The organism is Singulisphaera chitinilytica, from assembly GCF_049331405.1.
Classification (GTDB): Bacteria; Planctomycetota; Planctomycetia; order Isosphaerales; family Isosphaeraceae; genus PoT.
Genome location: NZ_CP186274.1, coordinates 6,046,428 through 6,069,968, shown reverse-complemented (window position 1 = coordinate 6,069,968; position 23,541 = coordinate 6,046,428). Strand labels below are relative to the sequence as shown.

General features: G+C 66.9%; 14 protein-coding genes. 6 read left to right on the top strand and 8 right to left on the bottom strand.

Annotated features, from left to right (window positions below; all coding sequences use genetic code 11):
* Positions 1–354 precede the first annotated feature (354 nt).
* Positions 355–1,284 carry a glycosylase gene (locus tag ACOYYX_RS23975; protein ID WP_422924419.1) on the top strand — a complete coding sequence of 310 codons (930 nt, stop codon included), beginning with the start codon at positions 355–357 and terminating at the stop codon, positions 1,282–1,284.
* A gap of 80 nt (positions 1,285–1,364) precedes the next feature.
* Here the strand turns inward: ACOYYX_RS23975 and ACOYYX_RS23970 are convergent, their stop codons facing one another.
* Together ACOYYX_RS23970 and ACOYYX_RS23965 are read right to left on the bottom strand one after the other, a co-directional pair.
* The gene (locus ACOYYX_RS23970; RefSeq protein WP_422924417.1) at positions 1,365–2,963 is read right to left on the bottom strand and encodes an RNA polymerase sigma factor; all 1,599 of its coding nucleotides are present in this window, start codon (positions 2,961–2,963) and stop codon (positions 1,365–1,367) included.
* 434 nt (positions 2,964–3,397) lie between these two features.
* The gene (locus ACOYYX_RS23965) at positions 3,398–4,123 is read right to left on the bottom strand and encodes a class I SAM-dependent methyltransferase (protein ID WP_422924415.1); all 726 of its coding nucleotides are present in this window, start codon (positions 4,121–4,123) and stop codon (positions 3,398–3,400) included.
* Positions 4,124–4,416: 293 nt separating this feature from the next.
* Here ACOYYX_RS23965 and ACOYYX_RS23960 point away from each other — a divergent pair, with 293 nt between their 5' ends.
* Both ACOYYX_RS23960 and ACOYYX_RS23955 read left to right on the top strand, forming a co-directional pair.
* A complete protein-coding gene (locus ACOYYX_RS23960; RefSeq protein WP_422924413.1) occupies positions 4,417–5,595 on the top strand; it encodes an IscS subfamily cysteine desulfurase in 1,179 nt (392 codons plus the stop codon).
* Positions 5,596–5,689: 94 nt separating this feature from the next.
* Entirely contained in the window at positions 5,690–6,019 is a 330-nt protein-coding gene (locus tag ACOYYX_RS23955) for a HesB/IscA family protein (protein WP_422924411.1), read from the top strand.
* Positions 6,020–6,146: 127 nt separating this feature from the next.
* Here the strand turns inward: ACOYYX_RS23955 and ACOYYX_RS23950 are convergent, their stop codons facing one another.
* Entirely contained in the window at positions 6,147–7,130 is a 984-nt protein-coding gene (locus ACOYYX_RS23950; protein ID WP_422924409.1) for a phosphoglycerate dehydrogenase, read from the bottom strand.
* 265 nt (positions 7,131–7,395) lie between these two features.
* Here ACOYYX_RS23950 and ACOYYX_RS23945 point away from each other — a divergent pair, with 265 nt between their 5' ends.
* Positions 7,396–8,484, top strand: a complete 1,089-nt coding sequence (locus ACOYYX_RS23945) for a dipeptidase (RefSeq protein ID WP_422924407.1) — start codon at positions 7,396–7,398, stop codon at positions 8,482–8,484.
* Positions 8,485–8,536: 52 nt separating this feature from the next.
* On the opposite strand, the gene ACOYYX_RS23940 is transcribed toward ACOYYX_RS23945, so the two are convergent.
* The 5 genes from ACOYYX_RS23940 to ACOYYX_RS23920 form a co-directional block, all read right to left on the bottom strand.
* Positions 8,537–9,556 carry an SDR family NAD(P)-dependent oxidoreductase gene (locus ACOYYX_RS23940; protein ID WP_422924405.1) on the bottom strand — a complete coding sequence of 340 codons (1,020 nt, stop codon included), beginning with the start codon at positions 9,554–9,556 and terminating at the stop codon, positions 8,537–8,539.
* Positions 9,557–9,716: 160 nt separating this feature from the next.
* Positions 9,717–10,919 carry a tetratricopeptide repeat protein gene (locus ACOYYX_RS23935; protein WP_422924403.1) on the bottom strand — a complete coding sequence of 401 codons (1,203 nt, stop codon included), beginning with the start codon at positions 10,917–10,919 and terminating at the stop codon, positions 9,717–9,719.
* A 4-nt stretch (positions 10,920–10,923) separates the two neighbouring features.
* Positions 10,924–11,421, bottom strand: a complete 498-nt coding sequence (locus ACOYYX_RS23930; protein ID WP_422924401.1) for a hypothetical protein — start codon at positions 11,419–11,421, stop codon at positions 10,924–10,926.
* Between the two features lie 116 nt (positions 11,422–11,537).
* Entirely contained in the window at positions 11,538–12,578 is a 1,041-nt protein-coding gene (locus ACOYYX_RS23925; protein ID WP_422924400.1) for a DUF1559 domain-containing protein, read from the bottom strand.
* A gap of 149 nt (positions 12,579–12,727) precedes the next feature.
* Positions 12,728–13,402: a hypothetical protein gene (locus ACOYYX_RS23920; protein WP_422924398.1), complete on the bottom strand. Its 675-nt coding sequence runs from the start codon at positions 13,400–13,402 to the stop codon at positions 12,728–12,730.
* A gap of 1,263 nt (positions 13,403–14,665) precedes the next feature.
* On the opposite strand from ACOYYX_RS23920, the gene ACOYYX_RS23915 reads away from it, so the two are divergent.
* Together ACOYYX_RS23915 and ACOYYX_RS23910 are read left to right on the top strand one after the other, a co-directional pair.
* Positions 14,666–16,273, top strand: coding sequence for a PfaD family polyunsaturated fatty acid/polyketide biosynthesis protein (locus ACOYYX_RS23915; RefSeq protein ID WP_422924396.1), 1,608 nt, complete (start codon positions 14,666–14,668; stop codon positions 16,271–16,273).
* Between the two features lie 256 nt (positions 16,274–16,529).
* A complete protein-coding gene (locus ACOYYX_RS23910; protein WP_422924394.1) occupies positions 16,530–23,537 on the top strand; it encodes an SDR family NAD(P)-dependent oxidoreductase in 7,008 nt (2,335 codons plus the stop codon).
* Positions 23,538–23,541 lie beyond the last annotated feature (4 nt).

Genomic DNA, 23,541 nt, shown 5'->3' with positions numbered 1-23,541 from the left:
CGCGGCCATGGCGATCGCGGGCGGCATCGAAAGAATGCCAGAAGTTCCTCCCGGGGCATCCCGCCGTCCCGCGACTCCTCGGCGAGTTCCAGCAAGGCCTCCCCGGGCGTCGTCGTCGCGATGGCCGACTCCAGACGATCCTTCGGCGATGATGGTTCCATGCGAAAGCTTCCAACGATCACAGCGGAGCCTCAACTTCATCGCGCGCACATACCTTCCACTCTTGATCTGCATCAATATCTCGGAAGGTACAGGCGTGGGCGGTCCCACTTGATATCTTCGCTATCATAGTAGCCGGACCGGGGCCGACTCCGGTCCGAGAGACTTGCCTCGACACTCGAGAGATCCATCGCCATGCGATTCCGTCACTTCGCCGGCTCGGCCTTGCTGCTCATCGGCTCCGCCTTCAATGGGGCCGGCGTTTCCCTCGCGGACGAGTTCCCCAAGGATCTGGTGGCGTGGTCGCCGCTGGCCGACAAGCCGGTCTTCGACGGGACGGGGGGCAGCTCGTGGGACCGCAAGATCCGCGAGCGCGGGTATATCTTGATGAAGGACGGGACGTACCACCTCTGGTACACCGGCTATAACGACGACCTCTCGCCGACGCGGTTCCTCGGGCATGCGACGTCGGCCGACGGGATCCACTGGGACCGCGACCCGGCCAATCCCATCTTCTCCAAGGACTGGGTCGAGGACGTCTGCGTGATCCCCAAGGACGGCGAATACATCATGTTCGCGGAGGGGAAGAACGACATCGCCCACCAGTTGACCTCGCGCGATGGGGTCAAGTGGGATGACCTCGGCTCGCTCGACATTCGCAAGGTCGACGGCACGCCAATCAGCAAGGGTTCCTACGGCACCCCCGCCGTCTGGTTCGAGGACGGCACCTGGTACCTCTATTATGAGCGGGGCGATCAGGGGGTCTGGCTCGCGACCTCGAAGGACCGCAAGGTCTGGACCAACGTCCAGGATACCCCGGTGCTCGCGATGGGCCCCGAGGCCTACGACAAGACGGCCGTCGCCATCAACCAGATCTTCAAGCGTGACGGCGTCTATTACGCCCTCTACCACGCCAACGCCAACCGCCCCTGGAAGGACTGGACCACGAACATCGCCCGGTCCAAGGATCTCGTCCACTGGGAGAAGTATCCGGGCAACCCGATCATCCAGAACAACTGCTCGAGCGCCGTGCTCGTCCCCACGCCGAAGGGCAATCGGCTCTACACCATGCATCCCAACGTCAAGGTCTTCGCCAATCCCACCGCGAGCATCGACAAGAAGTGATTCCATCTCAATAACAAAGGGGTTGGAGGCGCGAGCGGTGTCTCCGACCCCTTTTCAATTGACCCGTGCTTATAAGCCAATCATTGAAATCCGCCGTTCTTCACGGGTACATCGATCCCGGCTTCCTCGAGCTCTTGCATGATTCCATTGACGGAGCTGATGATGAGGACCCCGTCCTTGACGCAGTAGGCCAGCCTGAGTTGCTTGAGCAGGAGCCTCAAGGAGGTCTTCACCGGGATGCCTTCGAGATCCAGGGTGACGACGCTCGTCATCGAAGCGTCGACCTCCTTCAATCCGATGGGATCGACATAGACCGCGACTCCGGGTTCATTGCCGCTCATCGTCGCCGACTTCAGGTACTTCAGCACGTCCTCGAGGGGTGTCTCGTTCGGGAAGGTCATACTAATGGGCTGTTCCAGCTTCTTCAGGACTGCGGCCGTTTTCGGCGACGCATCATCAGCCTCTAACTGAGCCATCATCTTTGCGATATCGACCCGTGTTTCGTGCTCTCGGGCAGCCAGGATCGCAGCGTTGTTTTGCCCCATCCGCATACCCCCACCCATCCCCATCATCGCCGGCGGATTGGAGAGCCTTGCCTCGTCTTTCTTCAAGGCGCGCCTATGTGACGGGGCATCCGACTTCACGGCACCGGGCGCCGGCCCTGGCGCAGGGGCGGAGGGAGCGGCAGGCGCCGGCTTGGAGGCCGGGGTCGCGACCGGGGCCGGTTTTGGAGGCTCAGGACCTTCCTCAGCAACCTCCGCCGGCTTCGCGGCCGGGGCTTCGGCATTCTTTTCGGCGGGTGCCTGGCGGGCGTAGACCCCCGCGCCGGTGGCGACGAACGCCAGGGCGAGGGTGAGAGTCGCGGCGATTCCCTTCAACTTGGTCATCGACATGGCGAATAAGACCCCTTCCGAGAGGGCCACGGCCTGCGCCGAGATCAAAACCGCGGCGCCTGGCCGGCCCGCCGCGACGGCGATCGCGGCCTTGATGGTGGATGCGACGAGTGGAACCGGGACCGCCGATGCGACCACAGAAGCAGTCCCGACCTGGCCAGAGATGAGCAGGACGCCGACCGGGAGGGCCAACCCCTTGCGGGTCAGGCGAGAACGGAGGAGATCCCTCGCCCGAGAAAGCCGCCCCTTGACGGTGCCGACCGGCCATTGGAGGTGGTCGGCGGCCTCTTCGTGGGTCAGCCCTTCGAGGTAGCAGAGGACCAGCGGAACCCGGTACTTGTCCGGCAGCCGCTGGATCTCCTCGTGGAGCCAGGGTTGGCGCTCCTGGCTCGTCATCTCGCGGTCGAGGGCGAGGTCCTCGACCCCCGACGTCTCCTTGGCATGGCGGCGAGCCGCTGCGGCACGCGCACGGACGGCCACCTTGTAGGCAACGCCGTAGAGCCAGTTGCCCAGCAAGTTGGTGTCGCGGAGCGTGCCCGCCTTGCGGACCAGGACCAGGAACGTGGCCTGGAACGCGTCTTCCACGTCGTTGGGGTCGCGCAGGAACTGGCGGCAGACGCCCATCACCATCGGCCCGTGCCGCGCCACGAGCGCCTCGAAGGCGGCCTCGTCACGCCTGGCCACGAACCGATCGAGCAACTGTCCCTCGTTCATCCCCGTGACGGAGCCTGCGCCGAAGAGCCGCTCGAGTTGCCGAACGACGCCGCTGACCTGCACTGCCGCCATGGATTGCCCCCTCCGATCGTTGCCTGCTCAGCGAGGTACTACAGGGAAGACGGAGTTCGGATACAGAAATCCGAAAAAGAAAAGGGAGCCCACTCGTGGGGGCGGCAACCGCCATGTCGAACCATCCGCGGGCGCATCGGTGCAGGACGTGAGACAGCAACCGACGCAACCGGACTGAGGATCGTCGAACGATCTCGGTATCCGATCATGCGATAAGCGCAAGGAATTCGCCAGGCCCCCGGATGGAGAGGGCTTTACAGCCAAGCGGAGCCGGGATGAGGAGGGGCAGGCGTTCGGGCGGGAAGCGGAGAAGGCGGGGAAGAACCCGAGGCTCCTCCCCATCGTCGAGGTTGATCGAAGTCACCCGGGCGAACGCAAAACGGTGGAGGACCGCCCGGCTCGCCCGAGGTTCTGGCTTCGTGCCGAAGGCGGGATCAGGCGCCGCTCGTCCGGGCCGCATCGCGAGTCCGCGAGGTCGCGGTTGAGTGGAAGTGCGGGGGGTTCAGGGCCGAGTAGGCCTCGGTGGCGACCGCCTCGGTGAGCAGGAAGGGGGCGGCTCCCCGGTGGACGGTCTGGGCCACGGCGCGGAGGCCGGACTGGGTGAAGAGCTCTCGGAAGCGGAGCGACGAGGCGTGGTGCACTTCGCCCTCGACCCCGGCGACGCAAACATCATAGATGAACCAGCCCCAGAGGCCGTCGCGATAGCCGTCGATGATCATCAGGCGGCCGCCGGGGCGGAGCACACGATGCATCTCGGCGACCGCACGATCCTGGTGGGGATAGTGGTGGAAGCTGTTGGCGCAGGTGACGATGTCGAAGCTGCCGGAGGCGAACGGCAGGCGTTCGCTGTCCCCCTGCACTGGCTGGACGTTCCCGGCGTGGCGACGCCAGCGTTCCTCGCCCTTGGTCAGCATGTCGGAGACGAGGTCAATCCCCCAGACCTGGGCCTGGGGCAAGGATTCTCGGATCCGGCCGGCGAAGACCCCCGTGCCGCATCCCACGTCGAGGATTCGTGCGGGGCGGTCGCCGATGACGGCGCCGATGCGCCTGATCAGGGCCCGGTGCGAGGGGCCGAACAAGAGCCACTGGAGTATCGAACGATCGTAGCTCTCGCTCCAGCGGATGAATTCGTGCGTCGCCTGGTCGCGCTCGTACGCCATGGAGCCTCCCTGCCGTTGTCGGTCGAGTTATGTGTCCGGGGGGAATCCTGTCCCCCGCTCCTTCCGCCTCACGCGATCGCTCTCAAGCCTCGTTGCCGGAGAGCCGGGCTTCGACTTTCCCGAGGTCACGCCCCCTTGGATTATTGATCCGGGGCGCAGCTCGGCGTCATTGTGCCCTGGGTTGCCACCTTAGGGAATTCCAACTACGATAAAAAAGTGGCGGTTCGACCGGGAATCGTGGGACAAGCGACTCCCCAGATCCTCCACCTTGCCACCGCGAGACCTATCCAGCCGTGCTCAATATCCCCGTCTACCTGGACAACCACGCCACGACTCGCGTCGATCCACGGGTTGTCGAGGCGATGCTGCCATATTTCACGACGATTTACGGGAACGCGGCGAGCATCTCCCACAAGTTCGGCTGGGATGCGTCGGAGGCCGTCGACAGGGGACGGGAGCAGGTCGCCGCCGTCATCGGCGCCGAGCCCCGAGAGATTATCGTCACTTCGGGCGCGACCGAATCGAACAATCTGGCCCTCAAAGGACCCCTTTCCTATCTCAAACGCAAGGGCAACCACCTCGTCACGGCCGCCACCGAGCACAAGGCGGTGCTGGACCCTCTGAAGCGGCTGGCGCGCGAAGGGTGGGACCTCTCCATCGTCAACTCCGACCCTCATGGCCTCGTGAGCGTCGAGGCGATCGAGGCGGCGCTGACGGAGCAGACGGTCCTCGTCTCGGTCATGGCCGCGAATAATGAGGTGGGGACCCTGAATCCGATCCGCGAGATCGGCAAGCTCTGCCACGATCGGGGGATCCTCTTCCACACCGACGCCACGCAGGCCTTCGGCAAGATCCCCCTTAACGTCATCGACGACCACATCGACCTCCTCAGCCTCTCCGCCCACAAGTTCTATGGCCCCAAGGGGGTCGGGGCCCTCTACGTCCGCCGCCGCGATCCCCAGGTGCGGCTGTCTCCCCTCTTCGACGGGGGAGGACATGAGCGTGGGTTCCGCAGCGGGACGATCGCCGTGCCCCTCGTCGTCGGTATGGGATACGCGGCCGAACTGGCGGAGAGCGAACGCGTTGAGGAGTCGGCGCGACTGCTCGCGCTCAGGGAACGCCTCTACACCGGAATTTCCGAGAAGGTCCCGGCCATCCAGCTCAACGGGCATCCCAGCCTTCGCCTCCCCGCAAATCTCAACCTGAGCTTCGCTTACGTCGACGGCGAGGCCCTGATGATGGCGATGCGAGACGTCGCCGTGAGTTCCGGATCCGCGTGTACCGCCGCCGACCCCGAACCGAGCCACGTATTAATAGCGATGGGCATCGACGAAGATATGGCCCGGGCCAGCCTCCGGTTCGGCCTGGGCCGATTCACGACGATCGAGGAGATCGACTTCACCATCGAGGTCGTCTCGAAGGCCGTCGCCAAACTTCGACCGCTCAGCGCCGCCTGGAATTCCAACGTCTGAGATGACTTGGGAATTGACAGGGCGTTATGATAAGATTATCTCCGGCGACTTAGTCGTCCCGGGACCTACCGCCAGCGAATAGGAGAGCACGTCCATGGGTGTGACCCTGAGTGAAAAGGCCGCCACCGAAGTCAAGAAGATCATCACCGAGCAGAACCTGCCCGAAGAGACGGTTCTCCGCGTTGGTGTCCAGGGCGGCGGTTGCAGCGGCTTCTCGTACAGCCTGAACTTCGACACCGCGACCTCCGAGCGCGACCGCATCATCGAGCTGCACGGCGTCAAGCTCGCCGTCGACAAGAAGTTCGACCCGTACCTCGACGGTACCGTCGTCGACTTCTACGACGGCCTCGAGAAGCGCGGGTTCGTCTTCAACAACCCGAACGTGGTCAAGTCCTGCGGCTGCGGCAGCTCGTTCCAGGTCTGATCGCCGAGACGAGCGTGGAGCGATCCACCCTCGCCTATTCGCTCCGAACATCGAAGGCCCGGGTCTCCCAGAACAGGAGACCCGGGCCTTCGTTTTTTTACGCATCCTTCGACCGATCGGATCGATCTCACCAGGCCCAGCCGGCGGCGATCTCCTGGTTGACGACGCACCCCTCGGGCCAGCTCCCTTGATACAGGGTGACGATGCAGCGCGCGGCCATCTCCCCCATATCCGCCATCCCCTTGAGGTCGATTCCGCCGAGGTGCGGGCTGAAGACGGCATTGGGCAGCGAGAGCAGTGGGTTCCCCGGCTCGGGCGGCTCCACGTTGAAGACGTCGAGTCCCGCGCCTCCGAGGTGCCCCGAGGCCAGGCTCTCGGCGAGGTCGGCCTCGACCACGAGCCCTCCGCGCGAGGTGTTGATCAGGTAAGCCCCCGGCTTCATCTTCGCGAGGGTCGCGCGGTTGATAAGGCCCTTCGTATCGGGGACGAGCGGCAGGTGCAGGCTGACGACATCCGACTCGGCCAGCAGCTCATCGAAGCCGCGTCGGCTAATGCCAAGCTGGGTGTCGAGCTCGGGGGAGAAGACCGGGTCATAGGCGATGACGTGCATGCCGAAGGCCACCGCGCGGGTGGCGACGGCCCGCCCGATCCGCCCTAAACCGACGAGCCCCAATGTCTTGCCGCGGAGCGGCTGCACCATGATGCGGTTCCAGCCGCCTTCGCGGACCGTGCGGTCGTTGTTGACGATGTTGCGAGAGAGGGCGAGGAGCAGCGAGAACATCTGCTCGGCGACGCTCTCCTGGTTCGCGCCCGGAGTGATGGTCACGGCGATCCGCCGGGCCGAGGCCGCGGCGACATCCACCGCGTCATAACCGACGCCGGTCCTCGCGATCACCCTGAGCCGGGGGGCCAGGTCGAACAGCTCGGCCGTGAGCAGCTCGCTGCCGGCGAGCATCGCGTCGACCCTGGGCAGGAACTCGCGGAGCTGGGCCTCGGTCGTCGTCGGACCGGGCGGGACTTCGATACACTCGAACCCGGCCGCCTCCAGGACCTCGCGGAATGGACCGGGTTGATGACGCAACGGCTCGGGGCTGATCAAGACGGTCGGCATGGTCGGCTGATATACCTGGAGAGAATGGATCAACGATCGGGCCAGAGTAACCGATGCGGATGTCACCGCCAAGTCGCCAGAACTGACTGGAATTCCGATGCGCACCGGCCTCGTTCGCATCCAACCTGTTCAAAGCCCGGCGTTGGGTCGTTAAGATGGTCCGCGAACCTCTCGCTAGGCCCGAGGCGCCGCGCATCGCCGTCAGATGCCCGTCTCGCCCACCCCTCAAGCCGATCCCTCAGCCCGCATCGGGACGACCCTATCCATGAACAAGCCTCCCATGCTGATCTTCGACGCCCACCTCGACCTCGGCCTCAACGGCGTCGACTGGAACCGCGACCTGAGGATGGACGTCGCCGAGATCCGGGCGCAAGAGAAGGCCCTGGGGATGACCGACCCCGGGCGGACGACGAACACCGTCTCCTTCCCCGAGCTGCGCAAGGCGGGCGTCGGCGTCGGCGTGGCCACGGTCCTCGCCCGCATCGAGACCCCGATCAACCACCCGTTTGGCCACACCACGCCAGAGGCCTGCTACGCTTACGCCATGGCCCACCTCGCCTACTACAAGGGCATGGAGCGGGCCGGGGCGATGAAGATGATCAAGACGAAGGGGCAGCTCGACGCCCACGTCGAGGCGTACAAAGCCAATCCCGCGTCGGTCCCGTTCGGCTACATCCTGAGCATGGAGTGCGCCGACCCGGTCCTCGACCCCGAGCAGATCTTCGAGTGGCACGCGGACGGCCTGCGGGCGATCGGCATCACGCACTACGGCCCGAACCGCTACGGCGGCGGCACCCGCTCCGAGGCCGGCCTCGCGGCCGAGGCCCTGCCGCTCCTCAAGAACATCGAGGCCCTTGGCATCGCGCTCGACATGACGCACCTCTCTGACCGGGCCTTCGATCAGGTGACCGGCATCTTCGGCGGCCGGGTCCTGGCGAGCCACCAGAACGCCCGCGCCTTCTGCGACTGGCAGCGCCAGTTCAGCGACGCCCAGATCAAGTTCGTGATCGAGCGCGACGGCGTCCTCGGGATCGCGCTCGACGCGGTGATGCTCCAGCCGGGCTGGGTGCGCGGGCTCTCCAAGCCGGAGGTCACGCTCGAGCGGGCCGTCGACAACATCGATTACATCTGCCAGCTCGCCGGCAGCGCCCGCAACGTCGGGATCGGCAGCGACCTCGACGGAGGCTACGGCAAGGAGCAGACCCCCGCCAACCTCGACACGATCGCCGACCTCCAGAAGTTTCCCGAACTCCTGCTCAAGCGCGGCTACTCCGAGGCGGATATCCGGGCGATCATGCACGGCAACTTCCTGCGGTTCTTCGGCGAGGTCCTGTCGTTCGAGCCCAGGTCCTGAACCGGAACCCCGGGGCGAGATCAGCGCTCGCCCCGACGCGTGTTCGCCTGGATCAGGCCGTGCCGGGACGAGCCTTGGCCGGCACGGCGCGGTTGAGGAGGTTGGGGACGGTCCCTTCGAGGTCCTGCCCTTGCTTCGCGGGGGCGTCGAGGTTCTCGGAGGCCGGAAGCACGTACCGGTCCGCGAGTGCAATAACCTCGGCGATCTCGTTGGGCAGGAGGTTCTGAAGCAGGACGAGCGCGCGGGCCGGCCAACCGACGACGACCGAGGGCTCTCCGTCGCAGACCGCCTGCCAGAGCCGGTGCGCCACCTGCTCGGCCGAGGTCGACAGCAAAGGGAGCGAGTCCCCGAGCGCGAACCAGGTGAATTCGTCTTCCTGTTTCCCCTTGAACCAGGCGTGCGTGTGCCCGCCGGTGCGCATCGTGCTCGGATAGATCCCGGTGACGAGGATGTTGTCGCGGGCCAGTTCCGACCGCAGGCCATCGGTGAACCCGCTCAGCGCGAACTTGCTGGCGGTGTAGGGGAGCATGTGCGGGACCGCCCGCAGGCCGCCGACCGACACGACGTTGCCGATCCGGCCGAACTGCTGGGCCTTCATCTGCGGCAGGACGGCCATCGTGGTGTGGACGACGCCCCAGAAATTCGTGGCCATTGCCTGATGGAAGTCGTCGAGGGTCATCGACTCCACGGGCCCAACCGTGATGATCCCCGCGTTATTGATCAGGATGTCGATCCGGCCGTGACGCTCGATCGCGCGGTCGATGAGGTTCTTCGCCTCGTCGGGCTTGGTGACGTCCGTGGGGACGGACAGGACGCTTCGGGCCCCGAGTCGCAGCAGTTCCGCTTCCGCCTGCTTCAAATCCTCGGCCTTGCGAGCTGCCAGGACCAGGTGAGCGCCCTTCTCGGCCGCCTCCCTCGCCACGAGCAGCCCGTGCCCGCTCGACGCCCCGGTGATGATTACGACGCGATCCGCCAGGCCGATCCGGCGACGGTACCGCAGGTAGGCTCGCGTCCCCCAGATCGCCCCGGCGCCCGCCAAAGCCCCGAGCAGCACCTTATCGCGTCCGCGCATCGTGTCTTCCTCTTAATTCAGGATCAGCGGATTGGGGTCGACCAATTCCACGTATCGCTGATTTCAGGAAGCATAATGCGTGCCGCACCTCGACTCATTGAAACGGATAGGCACTGAAGACCGGAAAGGACGATCAGACGGGCTCTACAGGCAGGACGACTCAGCGGAGCCTCAACCCCTGCAATCCCTCGCGGGCGGCCTTCGAGTCGGGGTCGCAGGCCAGGGCCGCGCGATACCAGTAGCCGGCCAGTTCCGGCATGCAGAGGCGGACGCAAAGTTCCCCCAGGCGGCAGCGGACCTCGGGGTCGTCCGGATGTTCGATCGCCTTCGAGTTCAACTCCGCCATCCTGGCCATGTCCCGATTCAACGATGAGGCGCGAGCCAGGTCACGCTCCGATTCCTCGCCGCGATCGAGCAGTCGCAGCAGGCGCCCTCGCTGGTAGAGGTACTGGGGATTGTCGGGCTCGACCTCGAGCGCCTGATTGAAGGAGTCGAGCGCCCGGGCGTAATCCCCATCGGCCTGGTCGAGCAAAGCAGCCTGGGCGAGCAGGCCGTGATGGCCAGGGAAGACGGGCAATGCCTTGTCGAGCAGGGCTTTGGCCTCGTCTCGTTCCCCTCGGGCCCGGAGGCACTGGACCAGCAAATCGAGGCGGTCGGCCTCGGCGACGTGCCCCCGGCATTGGTCGAGTTCCTGCTTGGCCTCGTCGTACCGCCCCAGCTTGAGTAGGACCTGGGCCAGTTCGAACCGGGCCTCGAACTGCCGACCGTCATGGCGAAGCGTAGTCCTGTACGCGTCCACCGACCGCGCGAGTTCCCCTTCTTCCTTGAAGAGGGCTCCCAGCGTCCGCCAGGCCCGCGCATCGTCCGGCTTCCGGCGGAGGAGCCCCTCGATCGCGTTGACCGCGGCGGGCCAATCACCGAGGTCGTAGGAAGCGGCCGCCAGCCATCGGCGGGCTTCCAGGTCGTCGGGGCGTTGTTCGAGGACGCGATGGAACCAGGCGATCGCCAGCTTCGCGCTTTTCAGGGCGATGAGGGTCCGCCCCTTCCAGTAGGCAGCATCAATGGACGAAGCCCCATCGGCCGAGACCGCATCGAGCGGGGCGATGGCCTGCTCGGGTCTCTGCCGCGCCAGGGCGAGCCTCGCGCGACCAATCATCGCCCGATCCCGCGTGGATGGGTCGGATTCGGGCAGGGGGAGCCAGGCCTCGGCTTCGCCGGGTGCGTCGGTATCGAGCAGGCGAAGGGCCTCGGCCAGATGCCGCTCGGGGGCCGTCCGCGACCGCCACCACCAGCCGACCGCGCCGAGCAGCAGGGGGGAAGCGATGGCGATCAACATCAAGGGTCGGCGGCGGCTCAACGGCATCGGCTCAGTCCGTCAGTTCGATGTCGTGCTGGTTCTGCCCGGGCGCGACCTTGAAGCGGAGCGGGCTCATATTCGGGTTGGCGTACTTGTTCGGGACGAGGGACTTCATGAACACATAAGACAGTTTCCCGTCGGGGCCCGGGGTGCGGATCTGCTCGGTATCCTTGGGATTCGGCTTCTCCGTCCTGACTTTCTCGACGGCCTTGACCGTGATGAGGTGCTCGCCGAGCACGGCGCCGTCGCCGTCGTCGAAGGTCGACAGCTCATACGAGCCGTCCTTGCCGAGCATGCCGGTCGCGAGCTGGCCGGTCTGCCCTTCGGAGCCCATCAGCGGGCTGAAGACGACCATCCCGGTGGCCAGGGGCTTCCCCTTGTACGTCACCTTGCCGGAGACCTGGCCCATCGGCGGGAGGTTGTCGCGGCCGCCGCAACCGCCGAGCGTGACCAGGGCCAGGATGGCCACGACGCGGAGTCGCGGCGAGGGGGGATAGACTTTAGGCATCGAAACTCGAACCTCGCTCAATGGAGAAGGCCCCCCCGAGGCCGACCGCCCCCCGATGAATGGGGAGGCGGGCGACCTTCGCGAAGGGGAGGATGTCGGACGGGTATCCTCGCGGATCAATACGCGTCGGAGCTGATGACTTCGCCCTGGTTGCGCGTGCTCAGGTTACGCCAGGTCACGCGATTGATCGTGTCCTTGATCCCCGCGACGTGGCCGTCGGCGAAGAGCATGTTCACGATGCCGGGGTGGGCGCTCCGGAAACCGAAGCAGACGAGCCAGTTGCCGCTGCTGTGGAAGTACGAGGGGTCGACCGCCGTGCCGTCGTCGACACTCTTGTGGTCGGTGATCTTCCAGTTGATGGGGACCATGCTGCCCGAGACCGTGCCGTTCGGGTTGGCCCAGGTGAAGAAGTCGCACGACTCGTAGAGCGACTCGCCGACGATGAACGAGTTGCTGAGGCCGTCGGTGGCGTCGCGGATCGAGGTGGTGTCGCCGTAGCGGTTCATGAAGCCGGTCAGCGTTCCGCCGCTGCCGTAGTTGGCGCCGCGGAGGTAGGGCTGGTTCGGCCACGAGAAGGCGTTGGTGTTCTCGTCGGTGTAGTAGTTGTCGCCCCAGCTCCCCTGGTAGCTGAGCTTCGGCCCGGAGTTGCCCGTGACGCCGACGCCCGCGTCCTGGCGGGGGATGTCCGAGTAGATCGGGCCCGGGTCGGAGGGGCACATAAACACGTTGATGGCCGTCATCAGGGCCGTGGCGTTGATCCGGCCGACGACGTTCGGGTCGCCGGGCGCGAGCGTCTGGCCCCCCGCGGCGCGGATGCCGACCATGAAGTTGACGGCGTTGTAGGTCGTGCTCTGCTCGAGGTAGGGCAGGAGCATGGTCATCCAGCTATGACGCTCGACGCCATTGGCCCCCTTGGAATTCCGCCAGAACGAGCTGGGGAACGCACCGACGACGTCATGGTAGTTGTGCAGCGCGATGCCGAACTGCTTCAGGTTGTTGACGCACTGGGCGCGGCGGGCCGCCTCGCGGGCGGACTGGACGGCGGGCAAGAGCAGGGCGATGAGGACGGCGATGATCGAGATGACCACCAGGAGCTCGATGAGGGTGAACCCTCGTCGGAGCCGGCCGGGCATGGTGCTCATGGACAGACCTTTCATGTTCTCACTTCTCGGGAGGGGAGTGGTAGGCGCCGGGGCGGGCCTTGCCGCCACGATGCCCAGGCTTGGTCGACTCGCTCGCGGAGCCGCCATCGACGGTTGATTCTCTTTTGAAAGCCGGACGCGACCTCGAGCTCTCGTCCTCGATCTCAGCGTTCGGCCTTCGCGGTCGCGGCCTCGGGAAGCTGGTAGGGCGGGACCGCCACGAGCGACTCGAAGTGCTCGGCGATCTTGGGATACCGGGCCCGATGCGGGTCGAGCGTCTCGCGGAGCCGGTCGTGGATCACGCGGTTCCGACGCTCCCGCATCTCGGCCACTTCGATGGCGATGAAGTCGTCGAAGACTTCGGCGAATTCCTTGTGGAACTCGGGGTGGAACGGCTTCTTGGGGTCGACCTGGGCCCGGGCCTTGGCCAGCCCGTCCAGCGACGCCCGGAAGTCCTTGCCCGACTTCTCGGCCCAGCGGCGGATCGTCTCGCGGAAGTGGTCATCCTCTTCCTTGGCTTCGATCTCGGGGATCAGGCGCGCGGCCTCGACGGTGCCCCCCTGGAGCTTCTTCTCCTCCCGGTCCATCTTGTTGAGGAGGTCCTCGTCGAAGTGGTAGACGAGGGGATGATAGTGCTCCGAGGCCTCGGCGATGATGCGGTCGAAATCCCCCTTGATCTTCAGGAAGAGGTCGGGGTTCGAGTCCACGGCCGCCGTGTCGACCTTGCGCGGCGGCTCCTGCTGCGGGGCCGAGTCCTGGCAGGCCGGCAACACAAGGGCCGATACAAAGAATGCAACCGCGAACACACGCTTCGAATCCAGTAGCGAAACCTTGAACACTTCGGTTCCCTTCGTCCCTAGGGGCCGGACCTCGAGACCGGGGGCCGGGTGGCCCCGCCCGACTGATATATCTGCACACGCCGCCGGGGAAGCGGCTTCGATGACCCCGGCCGTCATGGCCGCTGGAGGCTACCGTCAACCCCTTGGGAGCCTCGCGATTCGTACTATACGACCTCGCATCGTAGAGACGATTAGCGTTCCATGAAGCCTTCTTGAATGTTGCTCAGCCCTTGTGAACAACCCATCGAAGGCGTCGCGATGGCGTGGCTTTATATCGAATTCCCAGGCACGGACACGCGGCGCAGCATCACGCCGACGCCCACGAACGCGGGCCATTCGTGCCGCACGGAAGACTTAATGGATGGGGCGTGACACGTAATGATTTGATGAATTTTCGGTCAAGACGGCGTTCATGAAATCGAGGCGGGATCAACGCCGAGAACGCTTGACCTGAGGGAGCGGATGTCGACAGAGACAATCAAATCGAATCAAGTTTCGTGAAATTTCTTAATTTCATCAACGCACAATCTGCAAAACGTGACAATCCAAGCCAAGATACCGAACAACTGGGTCTGCAACTCCTTTCGATCCCGATCTCCAGGACCTTCGGGATTTCTACGTCCCTTTGAACGAGGCATGACACGGCTCCGCCTCGACCCGAGTGAGCCACCTCGCACTTTCAAGAGACCGGTCGTGGACTCGGCCGTGCTAGGAGCAGTGCCATCCAAGCTTGCCATCAGCCATGCATTAAGACAAAGGCTCAGCCCGCCTGGTCGGCTCTGCCCCAAACCCGAGAGGACCTGCGGTATCGAAGTTCCGTCGCCATCCGCCGCATTGTGAACATTCCCGATCGAATGCGACGAGTTGTTAAACACTCGACGATTCGAGTGAATCGCTGGCTGTGAAAGACCAGGGAGTTTTCTCCACGCAAGATTTTTTGTAAAAAGGAGTGATTTCAGGACTCCCGTGGCTCAATCCTTGCTGCCACGGCGAGAACTTGATGCACAGAATTGCGCCTGGCAAGATTTTCCAGCATCGAGGCGAGACGACCTCGTTTCGCCGTCTATTGACGAGTCCGGACTTCCAATTTGCCCCGGAAGTCGGAATCCGCATGTTGACGAAATGACACAACGCCTCGCTAGCGTCTCGTAACCTCCACTTTCCGAACGAGATCGGGTGTTTCCGGAAAAGGGTCGTCGCCCGACGATCATGCTTGGTAAGATCGTCACTTTCGTTTTCTAAAGAGGGGGGCGGAGCGGCATCGTGGTGGTTCCCACAACCTACGAAGAGACTTTCGAGCGCGCGATCCAACGGGTCCACGACTCGTTCCTGATTGTGGAACGGGAGGGTGGGCCTGCGCTGTTGGAGTGGGAGCCCTCGGCCTCCGAGCCCATCGACGGGGAACGGATCATCGGCGTCTTGCCCCCTTGCCGGCCCGAGCAGCAGGGGGACCGCTCGTTTTGCAGGGAGCATCGTCTGCAGTTCCCGTACGTCGCGGGTGCGATGGCCAACGGGATCGCCTCGGCCGAGATCGTCGAGGAGATGGGCCGCGCCGGGATGCTCGGGATGTTCGGCGCGGCGGGACTGCCCCTGAAGGCGGTCGAGGCCGCGATCGACCGCCTCGGCCGGACGCTCGGCCCGTCGGTGCCGTACGGGTTCAACCTGATCCACAGCCCGAACGAGCCGGAGCTCGAGGCGGCGGTGGCGGACCTGTACCTGCGCCGGGGGATCAAGCTGGTCGAGGCCTCCGCCTATCTCGACCTGACGCTGCCGGTGGTGTGCTACCGGGTCCATGGGATCCGGGTCGATGGCGAAGGGAACATCGTCGTCCCCAATCGGATCATCGCCAAGGTGTCGCGGGTCGAGGTCGCCTCGAAGTTCCTCGCGCCCCCGCCGGCGAAGTTCTTGCGAGAGCTGGTGGCCCTGGGCGAGATCACGGGCGATCAGGCGACCCTGGCCTCGAAGATCCCGATGGCCGACGACGTGACGGCCGAGGCCGACTCGGGCGGGCATACCGATAACCAGCCGGCGATCGTGCTCCTGCCGACGCTCCTGGCCCTGCGCGACCGGCTCCAGGCGGAGTACGGATACGAGCGGCCGCTCAGGATCGGCGCGGCGGGGGGGATCTCGACCCCGTGGGCGGCGGCGGCGGCGTTCGCGATGGGGGCGGCCTACATCGTCACCGGCTCGGTGAACCAGGGGTGCGTCGAGGCGGGGACCTCCGACACCGTCCGCAAGATGCTCGCCGACGCCAGGCAGGCGGATATCGCCATGGCCCCCGCCGCCGACATGTTCGAGATGGGGGTCAAGGTCCAGGTGCTCAAGCGGGGCACGATGTTCGCCATGCGGGCCGGCAAGCTCTTCGAGACCTACCGCGCCTACGATTCCGTCGAGCAGATCCCCGCCGCCGAGCGTGCGATGCTCGAGAAGAACTTCTTCCGCGCCCCGCTCGAGACGATCTGGGACCAGACCCGGAGCTACTTCCAGTCGCGAGACCCCGGGCAGATCGACCGGGCCTCGCGCGACGCCAAGCATAAGATGGCCTTGATCTTCCGCTGGTATCTGGGACAGTCATCGCACTGGGCGAACGCGGGCGAGCCGACCCGCGCGGTCGACTACCAGATCTGGTGCGGGCCGGCCATGGCCGCCTTCAACGAATGGGTCCGCGGCTCCTACCTGGAACGGCCCGAGGAGCGTCGCGTGGTGACGGTCGCCGGGAACATCCTCCTGGGTTCGGCCGTGCTGGCGAGGGCCCGCGGCCTCGCGGCCCAGGGCGTGCCCCTCCCTCCAGGCATCCCCCGACTCGCCCCCCTCGAACCCGCGGAGCTCGCAGATCGCTTGAACATGACCCACGTACGAGAGAAGGCGTGACTCACGCTCCCGCGCCCGCCGCGGGGGAGGCCGCCGACGACGCCCCGCCCCTCCCGGCCGGCCGTCGCGGCGGGGCCTTTCCCGCCCAGGATGATGGTCCAGGGGATGGGCGTCGGATCGACCGGCCTGCTCGCGACGAGCCGGCCCGATACCCGCGGTTTTCGCTTCGCAACCGAATGGATGAGGCTGAGCGGTCGGACCTCGCCACGAACCTCCGACCCGACAATAAGACTCGGCGCTGCAAAGGGGACGTCACTTGAATTCGTCGGTCGATTCAACCCACCCGGTGCCGGTGGCGATCATCGGAATGGGCTGCCTGTTTCCCAAGGCGGATGGCATCGCCCGCTACTGGGCCAACATCCGCGACCGGGTCGATGCCATCGCGGAGGTCCCCTCCACGCACTGGCGCCCCGACGACTACTTCGACGGCGACCCCAAGTCCCCCGACCGCACGTACGCCAGGCGCGGGGGCTTCCTCGACCCCGTCGACTTCCCCTCGCTCGAATTCGGCATCGCCCCCAACAACCTCGAGGCGACGGATACGACCCAGCTCCTCGGCCTGATGGTCGCCCGCGCGGCCCTCGACGACGCCGGCTATGGAGCCGGGCAGGGGCGCGAGTTCAACCGCGACAAGACCAGCGTCATCCTCGGAGTGACCGGGGCCCTCGAGCTCGTCATCCCCCTCGGCGCCCGGCTCGGCCACCCGATCTGGCGCAAGGCCCTCAAGGAAGCCGGGATCGACGACGCCAAGGCCGAAGAGGTGGTGCAGGGGATCTCCGACTCCTACGTCGGCTGGCAGGAGAACTCGTTCCCCGGCCTGCTCGGCAACGTCGCCGCGGGGCGGATCGCCAACCGCCTCGACCTCGGCGGCACCAACTGCGTGATCGACGCCGCCTGCGCCAGCTCGCTCGGCGCCGTGCATCTCGCCGTGCTCGAGCTCTCCAGCCGCCGCAGCGACATGGTCCTGACCGGCGGGCTCGATACGTTCAATGATATTTTCATGTACATGTGCTTCAGCAAGACCCCCGCGCTGTCGCCGACCGGCGACGCCCGGCCGTTCGACGCCGGCTGCGACGGCACGATCCTCGGCGAGGGGCTCGGGGTCCTGGCCCTGAAGCGGCTCGACGACGCCGAGCGCGACGGCGACCGGATCTACGCGGTGATCCGCTCGGTCGGCTCGTCGAGCGACGGCAAGGGCAACGCCGTCTACGCCCCGAGCGCCCCCGGGCAGATGAAGGCCCTGAAGCAGGCGTACGACCTGGCCGGCGTCACCCCCGACTCGATCGAGCTGGTCGAGGCCCACGGCACCGGGACGAAGGTCGGGGACGCGACCGAACTCGACGCGCTCAACGCGGTCTACCGCGGTGCCAAGGCCGACGGGACCTGGTGCGCCCTCGGCTCGGTGAAATCGCAGATCGGCCACACGAAGGCCGCGGCGGGGGCCGCCGGCCTGATGAAGGCGGCGCTGGCCTTGCACCACAAGGTGCTGCCCCCCACGGCCAAGGTGACCCGGCCGCTCGACGGCGTCGCCCCGGGCAAGTCCCCCTTCTACGTCAACACTGACGCCCGCCCCTGGCTCCCCAGGACCGGCTCACCCCGACGCGCGGCGGTGAGCGCCTTCGGCTTCGGCGGCAGCAACTTCCACTGCGTCCTCGAGGAGTTCGACGCCCCCAAGGCGGAGATCGACTGGGACGGCGACACACAGATCCTGGCCTTCTCGGCCGACCGCCTCGCCGACCTCCGCGAGGCCCTCGACGCCCTGCCGGCGACGGCCTCGTGGTCGGAGTTGCGTGACGAGGCGTCCCGCTCCCGGGCGAAGTTCCGGCCGGCGGCGACCTATCGGCTCACCCTCGTCGTCGACCGCGCGGCCGACGACCTCGCGGCGAAGCTCGAGAAGGCCAAGGCGGCCGTCGCCCACCTCCAGGAAGGCCGCAACGGCACGGGGAAGAGCAAGCCCGGCGCGAATCGCGACGGCATCTTCCTCGAGACCGGCGCACCGAAGGGGGGCCTGGCGGCCCTCTTCCCGGGGCAAGGATCCCAATATGTCGGCATGTTGCGGTCACTCGCATGCCGATTCCCCCAGATGCACGACGCCCTCGCCGCGGCCGACGATTCGCCGCTCAAGGGGGGTCGGCGGCTGGGCGACCTGATCTATCCCCACCCCGCCTTCGACGACAACGCCAGGGGCGAGCAGGACACGGCGCTCCGATCCACGGACGTGGCCCAGCCGGCGCTTGGCGCGGTGAGCCTCGGGCTCCATCGCATCCTCGAGCACTTCGGCGTCAAGCCCGACGCCGCGGCGGGGCATAGCTTCGGCGAGCTGACGGCGCTCTGTGCCTCGGGTCGCATCGACGCACACGCGTTCGACCGCCTGGCCAGGAAGCGCGGCGAGTTGATGGCCAATGGTGCCGGCTCGTCGACGGGCGAGCGGGGCTCGATGATGGCGGTCTTCGCGCCGATCGAGCAGGTCGAGTCGCTGCTCCGCTCGGAGGGGATCGACCTCGTCGTCGCCAACAAGAACGCCCCGAAGCAGGCGGTGGTCTCGGGCCCGAGCGGCGAGATCGCGAAGGCGGCCGCGATGTTCGAGGCCCGCAAGATCACGACGCGGACCCTGCCCGTCTCCGCGGCCTTCCACAGCCGGTTCGTCGCCAAGGCGCGCGTGCCGTTCCTGGAAGCCCTCCGCGACGTGCCGTTCGCCCCGGCGAAGATCCCGGTCTTCGCCAACACGACGGCCTCGACCTATCCCGACGACCCCAACGCCGCGAGGGAACTCCTGGGTGGCCAGCTCGCGAATCCCGTCGAGTTCGTCGCGCAGATCGAGGCGATGTATGCCTCCGGCATCCGCACCTTCCTCGAGGTCGGGCCGGACAACAAACTGAGCGGCCTGGTGGGTGCGATCCTGGAAGGGCGGGAGCACTCGGCCTTCTCCGTCGACGCCTCGCGAGGGCGTGACGGCGAGTTGCATGACCTCGCCAGGGCCCTCGCCCGGCTCGCCGCGCTCGGGTATCCGGTCGCCCTGGGCGCCTGGGACGGCACGCACGTCCCTCGCCCCAAGGAAGGCCGCAAGCCGACGCTGACGGTGAAGGTCTCGGGGGCGAACTTCGCGGCCAAGCCCAAGGCGAAGCCCCAGAAGCCGGCCGCGCCGAAGCCCGAGGCGTTGAAGAAGACGCCCGTCGCCACCACGGCACCGACGGCGGCCGAGACGCACGCCCTTCCTGCTCCTCCTTCTCCCGCGGCACCTGCCAGGCTCCGTCCTTCGCCAGCCCCGTCGCCGATGGCCTCCGCGCAGAACGGCGAAGGGACCGCACATCATGGACGCAATGGAACGCACCCCGGTCAACCCATGAAACCAACGAACGGCACCCACGCGATGGTCCCCTCCGCGACGCGAGACAAGGCCCAGCCGACCGCCGCAGCGAGCCAGCCGCAGCCCATTCCGTCCCTCGGGTCGAGCGACCCGACCCTGGTGACGCAGGCGCTCCGAGACGCCCAGGCGAACTTCGTCGCCCTCCAGAAGATGGGGGAGCAGACCTCGCAGCTCCATCGCCAGTACCTCGAAGGGCAGGACAAGGCCCAGCGCAACTTTCAGAGCCTGCTCGAGCAGCAGCAACGATTGACGCTCGCCTCGCTCGGCCTCGGCACCCACGCCCCGGCCCCTTCGCACACGCCCGCCGCTCCTCGCCCCGAGTATTCCGCGAGGCTCGCCGAGCCCGAGCAGGTCGTGCAGCGGCCCGCACCGGCCCCGGCACCGCTCGCGGCCCCCGCGGCGCCCCGGTTCCAGGCGCCACGGCCGCAGGCTCAGCCCCAGCCTCAGCCGGCCGCTCGTCGCGAGGCCCCCAAGCCGGTCGCACCCGCTCGCCCCGAGCCCGTCGCGGCCCCGGCTCCCGTGGTGGTTCAGGCTCCGGCTCCCGCCGCAGCGACTCCCGGCCGTTCGGCCGTGCAGACGGCCCTGATTGAAGTGGTCGCCGACAAGACCGGGTATCCGGCCGAGATGCTCGAGCCAGAGATGCAGCTTGACGCCGACCTCGGCATCGACTCCATCAAGCGCGTCGAGATCCTCTCCGCCATCCAGGAACGACTGCCAGACGCGCCCGTCGTCAAGCCCGAGCACCTGGGCACGCTCCGAACCCTCGGCCATATCGTCGACTTCCTCGCACAAGGCCAGGCCGACGCGGCTCCGGTTGCCGTCGCCGCTCCGGTTGCTGCCGCAGCGCCTGCCGCTTCGGTCTCGGTGATTCACTCGGTGCTCGTCGAAGTCGTGGCTGACAAGACGGGCTATCCGGCCGAGATGCTCGAGCCCGAGATGCAGCTCGACGCCGACCTCGGCATCGACTCCATCAAGCGCGTCGAGATCCTCTCCGCTATCCAGGAACGATTGCCAGACGCGCCCGTCGTCAAGCCCGAGCACCTGGGCACTTTGAGGACGCTCGGCCAGATCGTCGACTTCCTCGCACAGGGCCAGGCCGACGCGGCTCCCGTCGCTGCAGCAACAGCCGCAGCCCCGGCGGCACCCGCCGCGGCCTCCGCGTCGCTCATCAACTCCGTGCTCGTCGAGGTGGTCGCCGATAAGACCGGCTACCCGTCGGAGATGCTCGAGCCGGATATGCTCCTCGACGCGGATCTTGGGATCGACTCCATCAAGCGCGTCGAGATCCTCTCCGCCATCCAGGAACGACTCCCCGAAGCCCCGGTTGTGAAGCCGGAGCACCTCGGCACGCTCCGAACCCTCGGCCAGATCGTCGAGTTCCTCTGCGGCTCGTCGGATGAAGCCCCGGCCAAACCCGTCGAAGTGGCACCGGCCCTGAACGGCCATGCGACGACGAAGGCCCCGGTGGCTCGCGAAGCCACGCCGACCCCGTCGGCCCGGCCCGCCGTGCAGCGGCTCGTGGTGAAGAGCGTGGCCCTCGACGACTCGGGCAAAGGCACTCCGCTCGCCATCCGCAAGGGGGGCGAGATCTGGATCACCGAGGACACCGCGGGCGTGGCGAAGGCCCTGGCCGGGCGGCTCGAAGGCCAGGGATACAAGGCTCGCCTGATTTCCTGGGCCGACGCGGGCAAGCTGACGGCCCCAGCGAACCTGGACGGCCTCGTCATCCTCGACGGCGGCCAGACGGATCGAGATGCACTGATCCTCGACAGTTTCCGCCTGATGCGGGCCTGCGGCGCGGGACTCAATAAGGCCGCAGAGCAGGGTGCCGGCTCCGCGCTGCTCGCCACCGTGAGCCGGATCGACGGGTATTTCGGTTTTCATGCGATGGCCGAAGGGGTCGACCCCACGGCGGGAGGACTCGCCGGCCTGGCCAAGACCGCCGGCCACGAGTGGAAGGGGGTCGCCTGCAAGGCGATCGACCTCGACTCGCAGTTCCGCGATCCGGCGATGGCCGCCGAGCGCCTGGCGACTGAAATCCTCCGCCAGGGGCCGGGTGAAGTCGGCCTGACTCGCGAGGGGCGCTCGACGCTCGAGATCGGCTCGATCCCGCTCGACGGCCACAACTCGACCCTGCCCATCGGACGAGGCGATGTCGTCGTGATCACGGGCGGAGCCCGCGGGGTCACGGCGGAAGTCGCCGTCGCGCTCGCCGAAGCATCGCAGCCCACGATCGTGCTGCTCGGCCGCAGCCCCGAGCCGACGCCCGAGCCGGCCTGGCTCGCGCCGCTCGAGCAGGAGAGCGAGATCAAGCGGGCGCTGGTGGCACGGGCCAACGGCCACGCGACGCCCCAGGTGATCGGCAACCAGTACCGCGACCTCTCGGCCAACCGCGAGATCCTCTCGACCCTCGGGCGTATCGAGTCGGCCGGGGCCAAGGCGATCTACCGCTCGGTCGACGTCCGCGACCCGGCCGCCATGCGGCAGGCCCTCGCCGCGATCCGAGCCGAGGTCGGGCCGATCGCCGGCCTCGTCCACGGCGCGGGGGTGCTCGCCGACCGCCTGATCGTCGACCAGAGCGACGACCAGTTCACTTCGGTGTACGAGACCAAGGTCCTCGGGCTCCGCGGCCTGCTCGACGCGACGGCCGGCGACGACCTGCGGATCCTCGTCCTCTTCTCCTCGTCGACCGCGAGGTTCGGCCGCAAGGGGCAGGTCGCCTACGCGGCGGCCAATGAGGTCATGAACAAGTACGCCCAGCGCGAGGCCAAGTCCCGCCCCAACTGCCGGGTCGTGGCCGTCAACTGGGGCCCCTGGGCCGGCGGCATGGTCACGCCGTCCCTCCGCCCCCTCTTCGAGTCGGAAGGGATCCCCTTGATCCCGCTCCGCGACGGTGCCCGCTACCTCGTCGAGGAACTCGCGACGCAGAGGGACCGCCCCGCCGAGATCGTGATCCTGGGAGCCGACGGGACGACCCCGCCCGAGCCGAAGCCGACGACCGAGACCCAGCCCGCCGCCGCGGCGAACCCGACGCTGACGACCGTCTTCGAGCGGACCCTGGACGTGGCCTCGACCCCGATCCTGCGGTCGCACATCATCGACGGCCGACCCGTCCTACCGATGGCCCTGATCATGGAATGGCTCGCGCAGGGGGCCCTGCAACGCCACCCCGGCCTCGCCTTCGGGGGCGTCGATGAGCTGCGACTCTACAAGGGGGTCGTGCTCCGCGCCGACCGTCCGGAGACGATCCGGATCCTGGCGGCGAAGGCCGTCCGCGAGAATGGCGTCTACCGCGTGCCGGTCGAGCTCCGCGGCAAGCTCGAGGGCTCGGATCGTGACACGCTTCACGCCCGCGCCGAGATCCTCCTGGCCGATCGCCTGGTCCCCGGCCAGAGGGCCATCGAGGATCGCGACCTGCCCCCGCTGGCCTCGGGGACGGCCGAGATCTATCGCGACGTCCTCTTCCACGGGCCCGACCTCCAAGGGCTCGACCAGATCGAGGGCTGCGACGAGTCGGGGATCATCGCCCTGGCGGCGACGACGCCGGCCCCCTCGCACTGGATCGACCGGCCGCTCCGCCAGAGCTGGCTGTCCGACCCGCTGTCGGTCGACTGTGCCTTCCAGATGCTGATCGTCTGGAGCGTCGAGCACCTGGGTGCCGCCTCGCTGCCGACCTTCGTCGGCCAGTACCGCCAGTTCCGCAGCCAGTTCCCCCAGACCGAGGTCCGGATCGTCGCCAGGATCACCCAGACCGGCCCCCATCGTGCCCGGGCCGATGTCGAGATCCTCGACCTCGACGGCACCCTGATCGCTCAGATGAACGACTACGAATGCGTGGTCGACGCCTCGCTCAATCAGGCCTTCCGGCGCAACCGGATCACGATGGCCTCGCAATGATAAT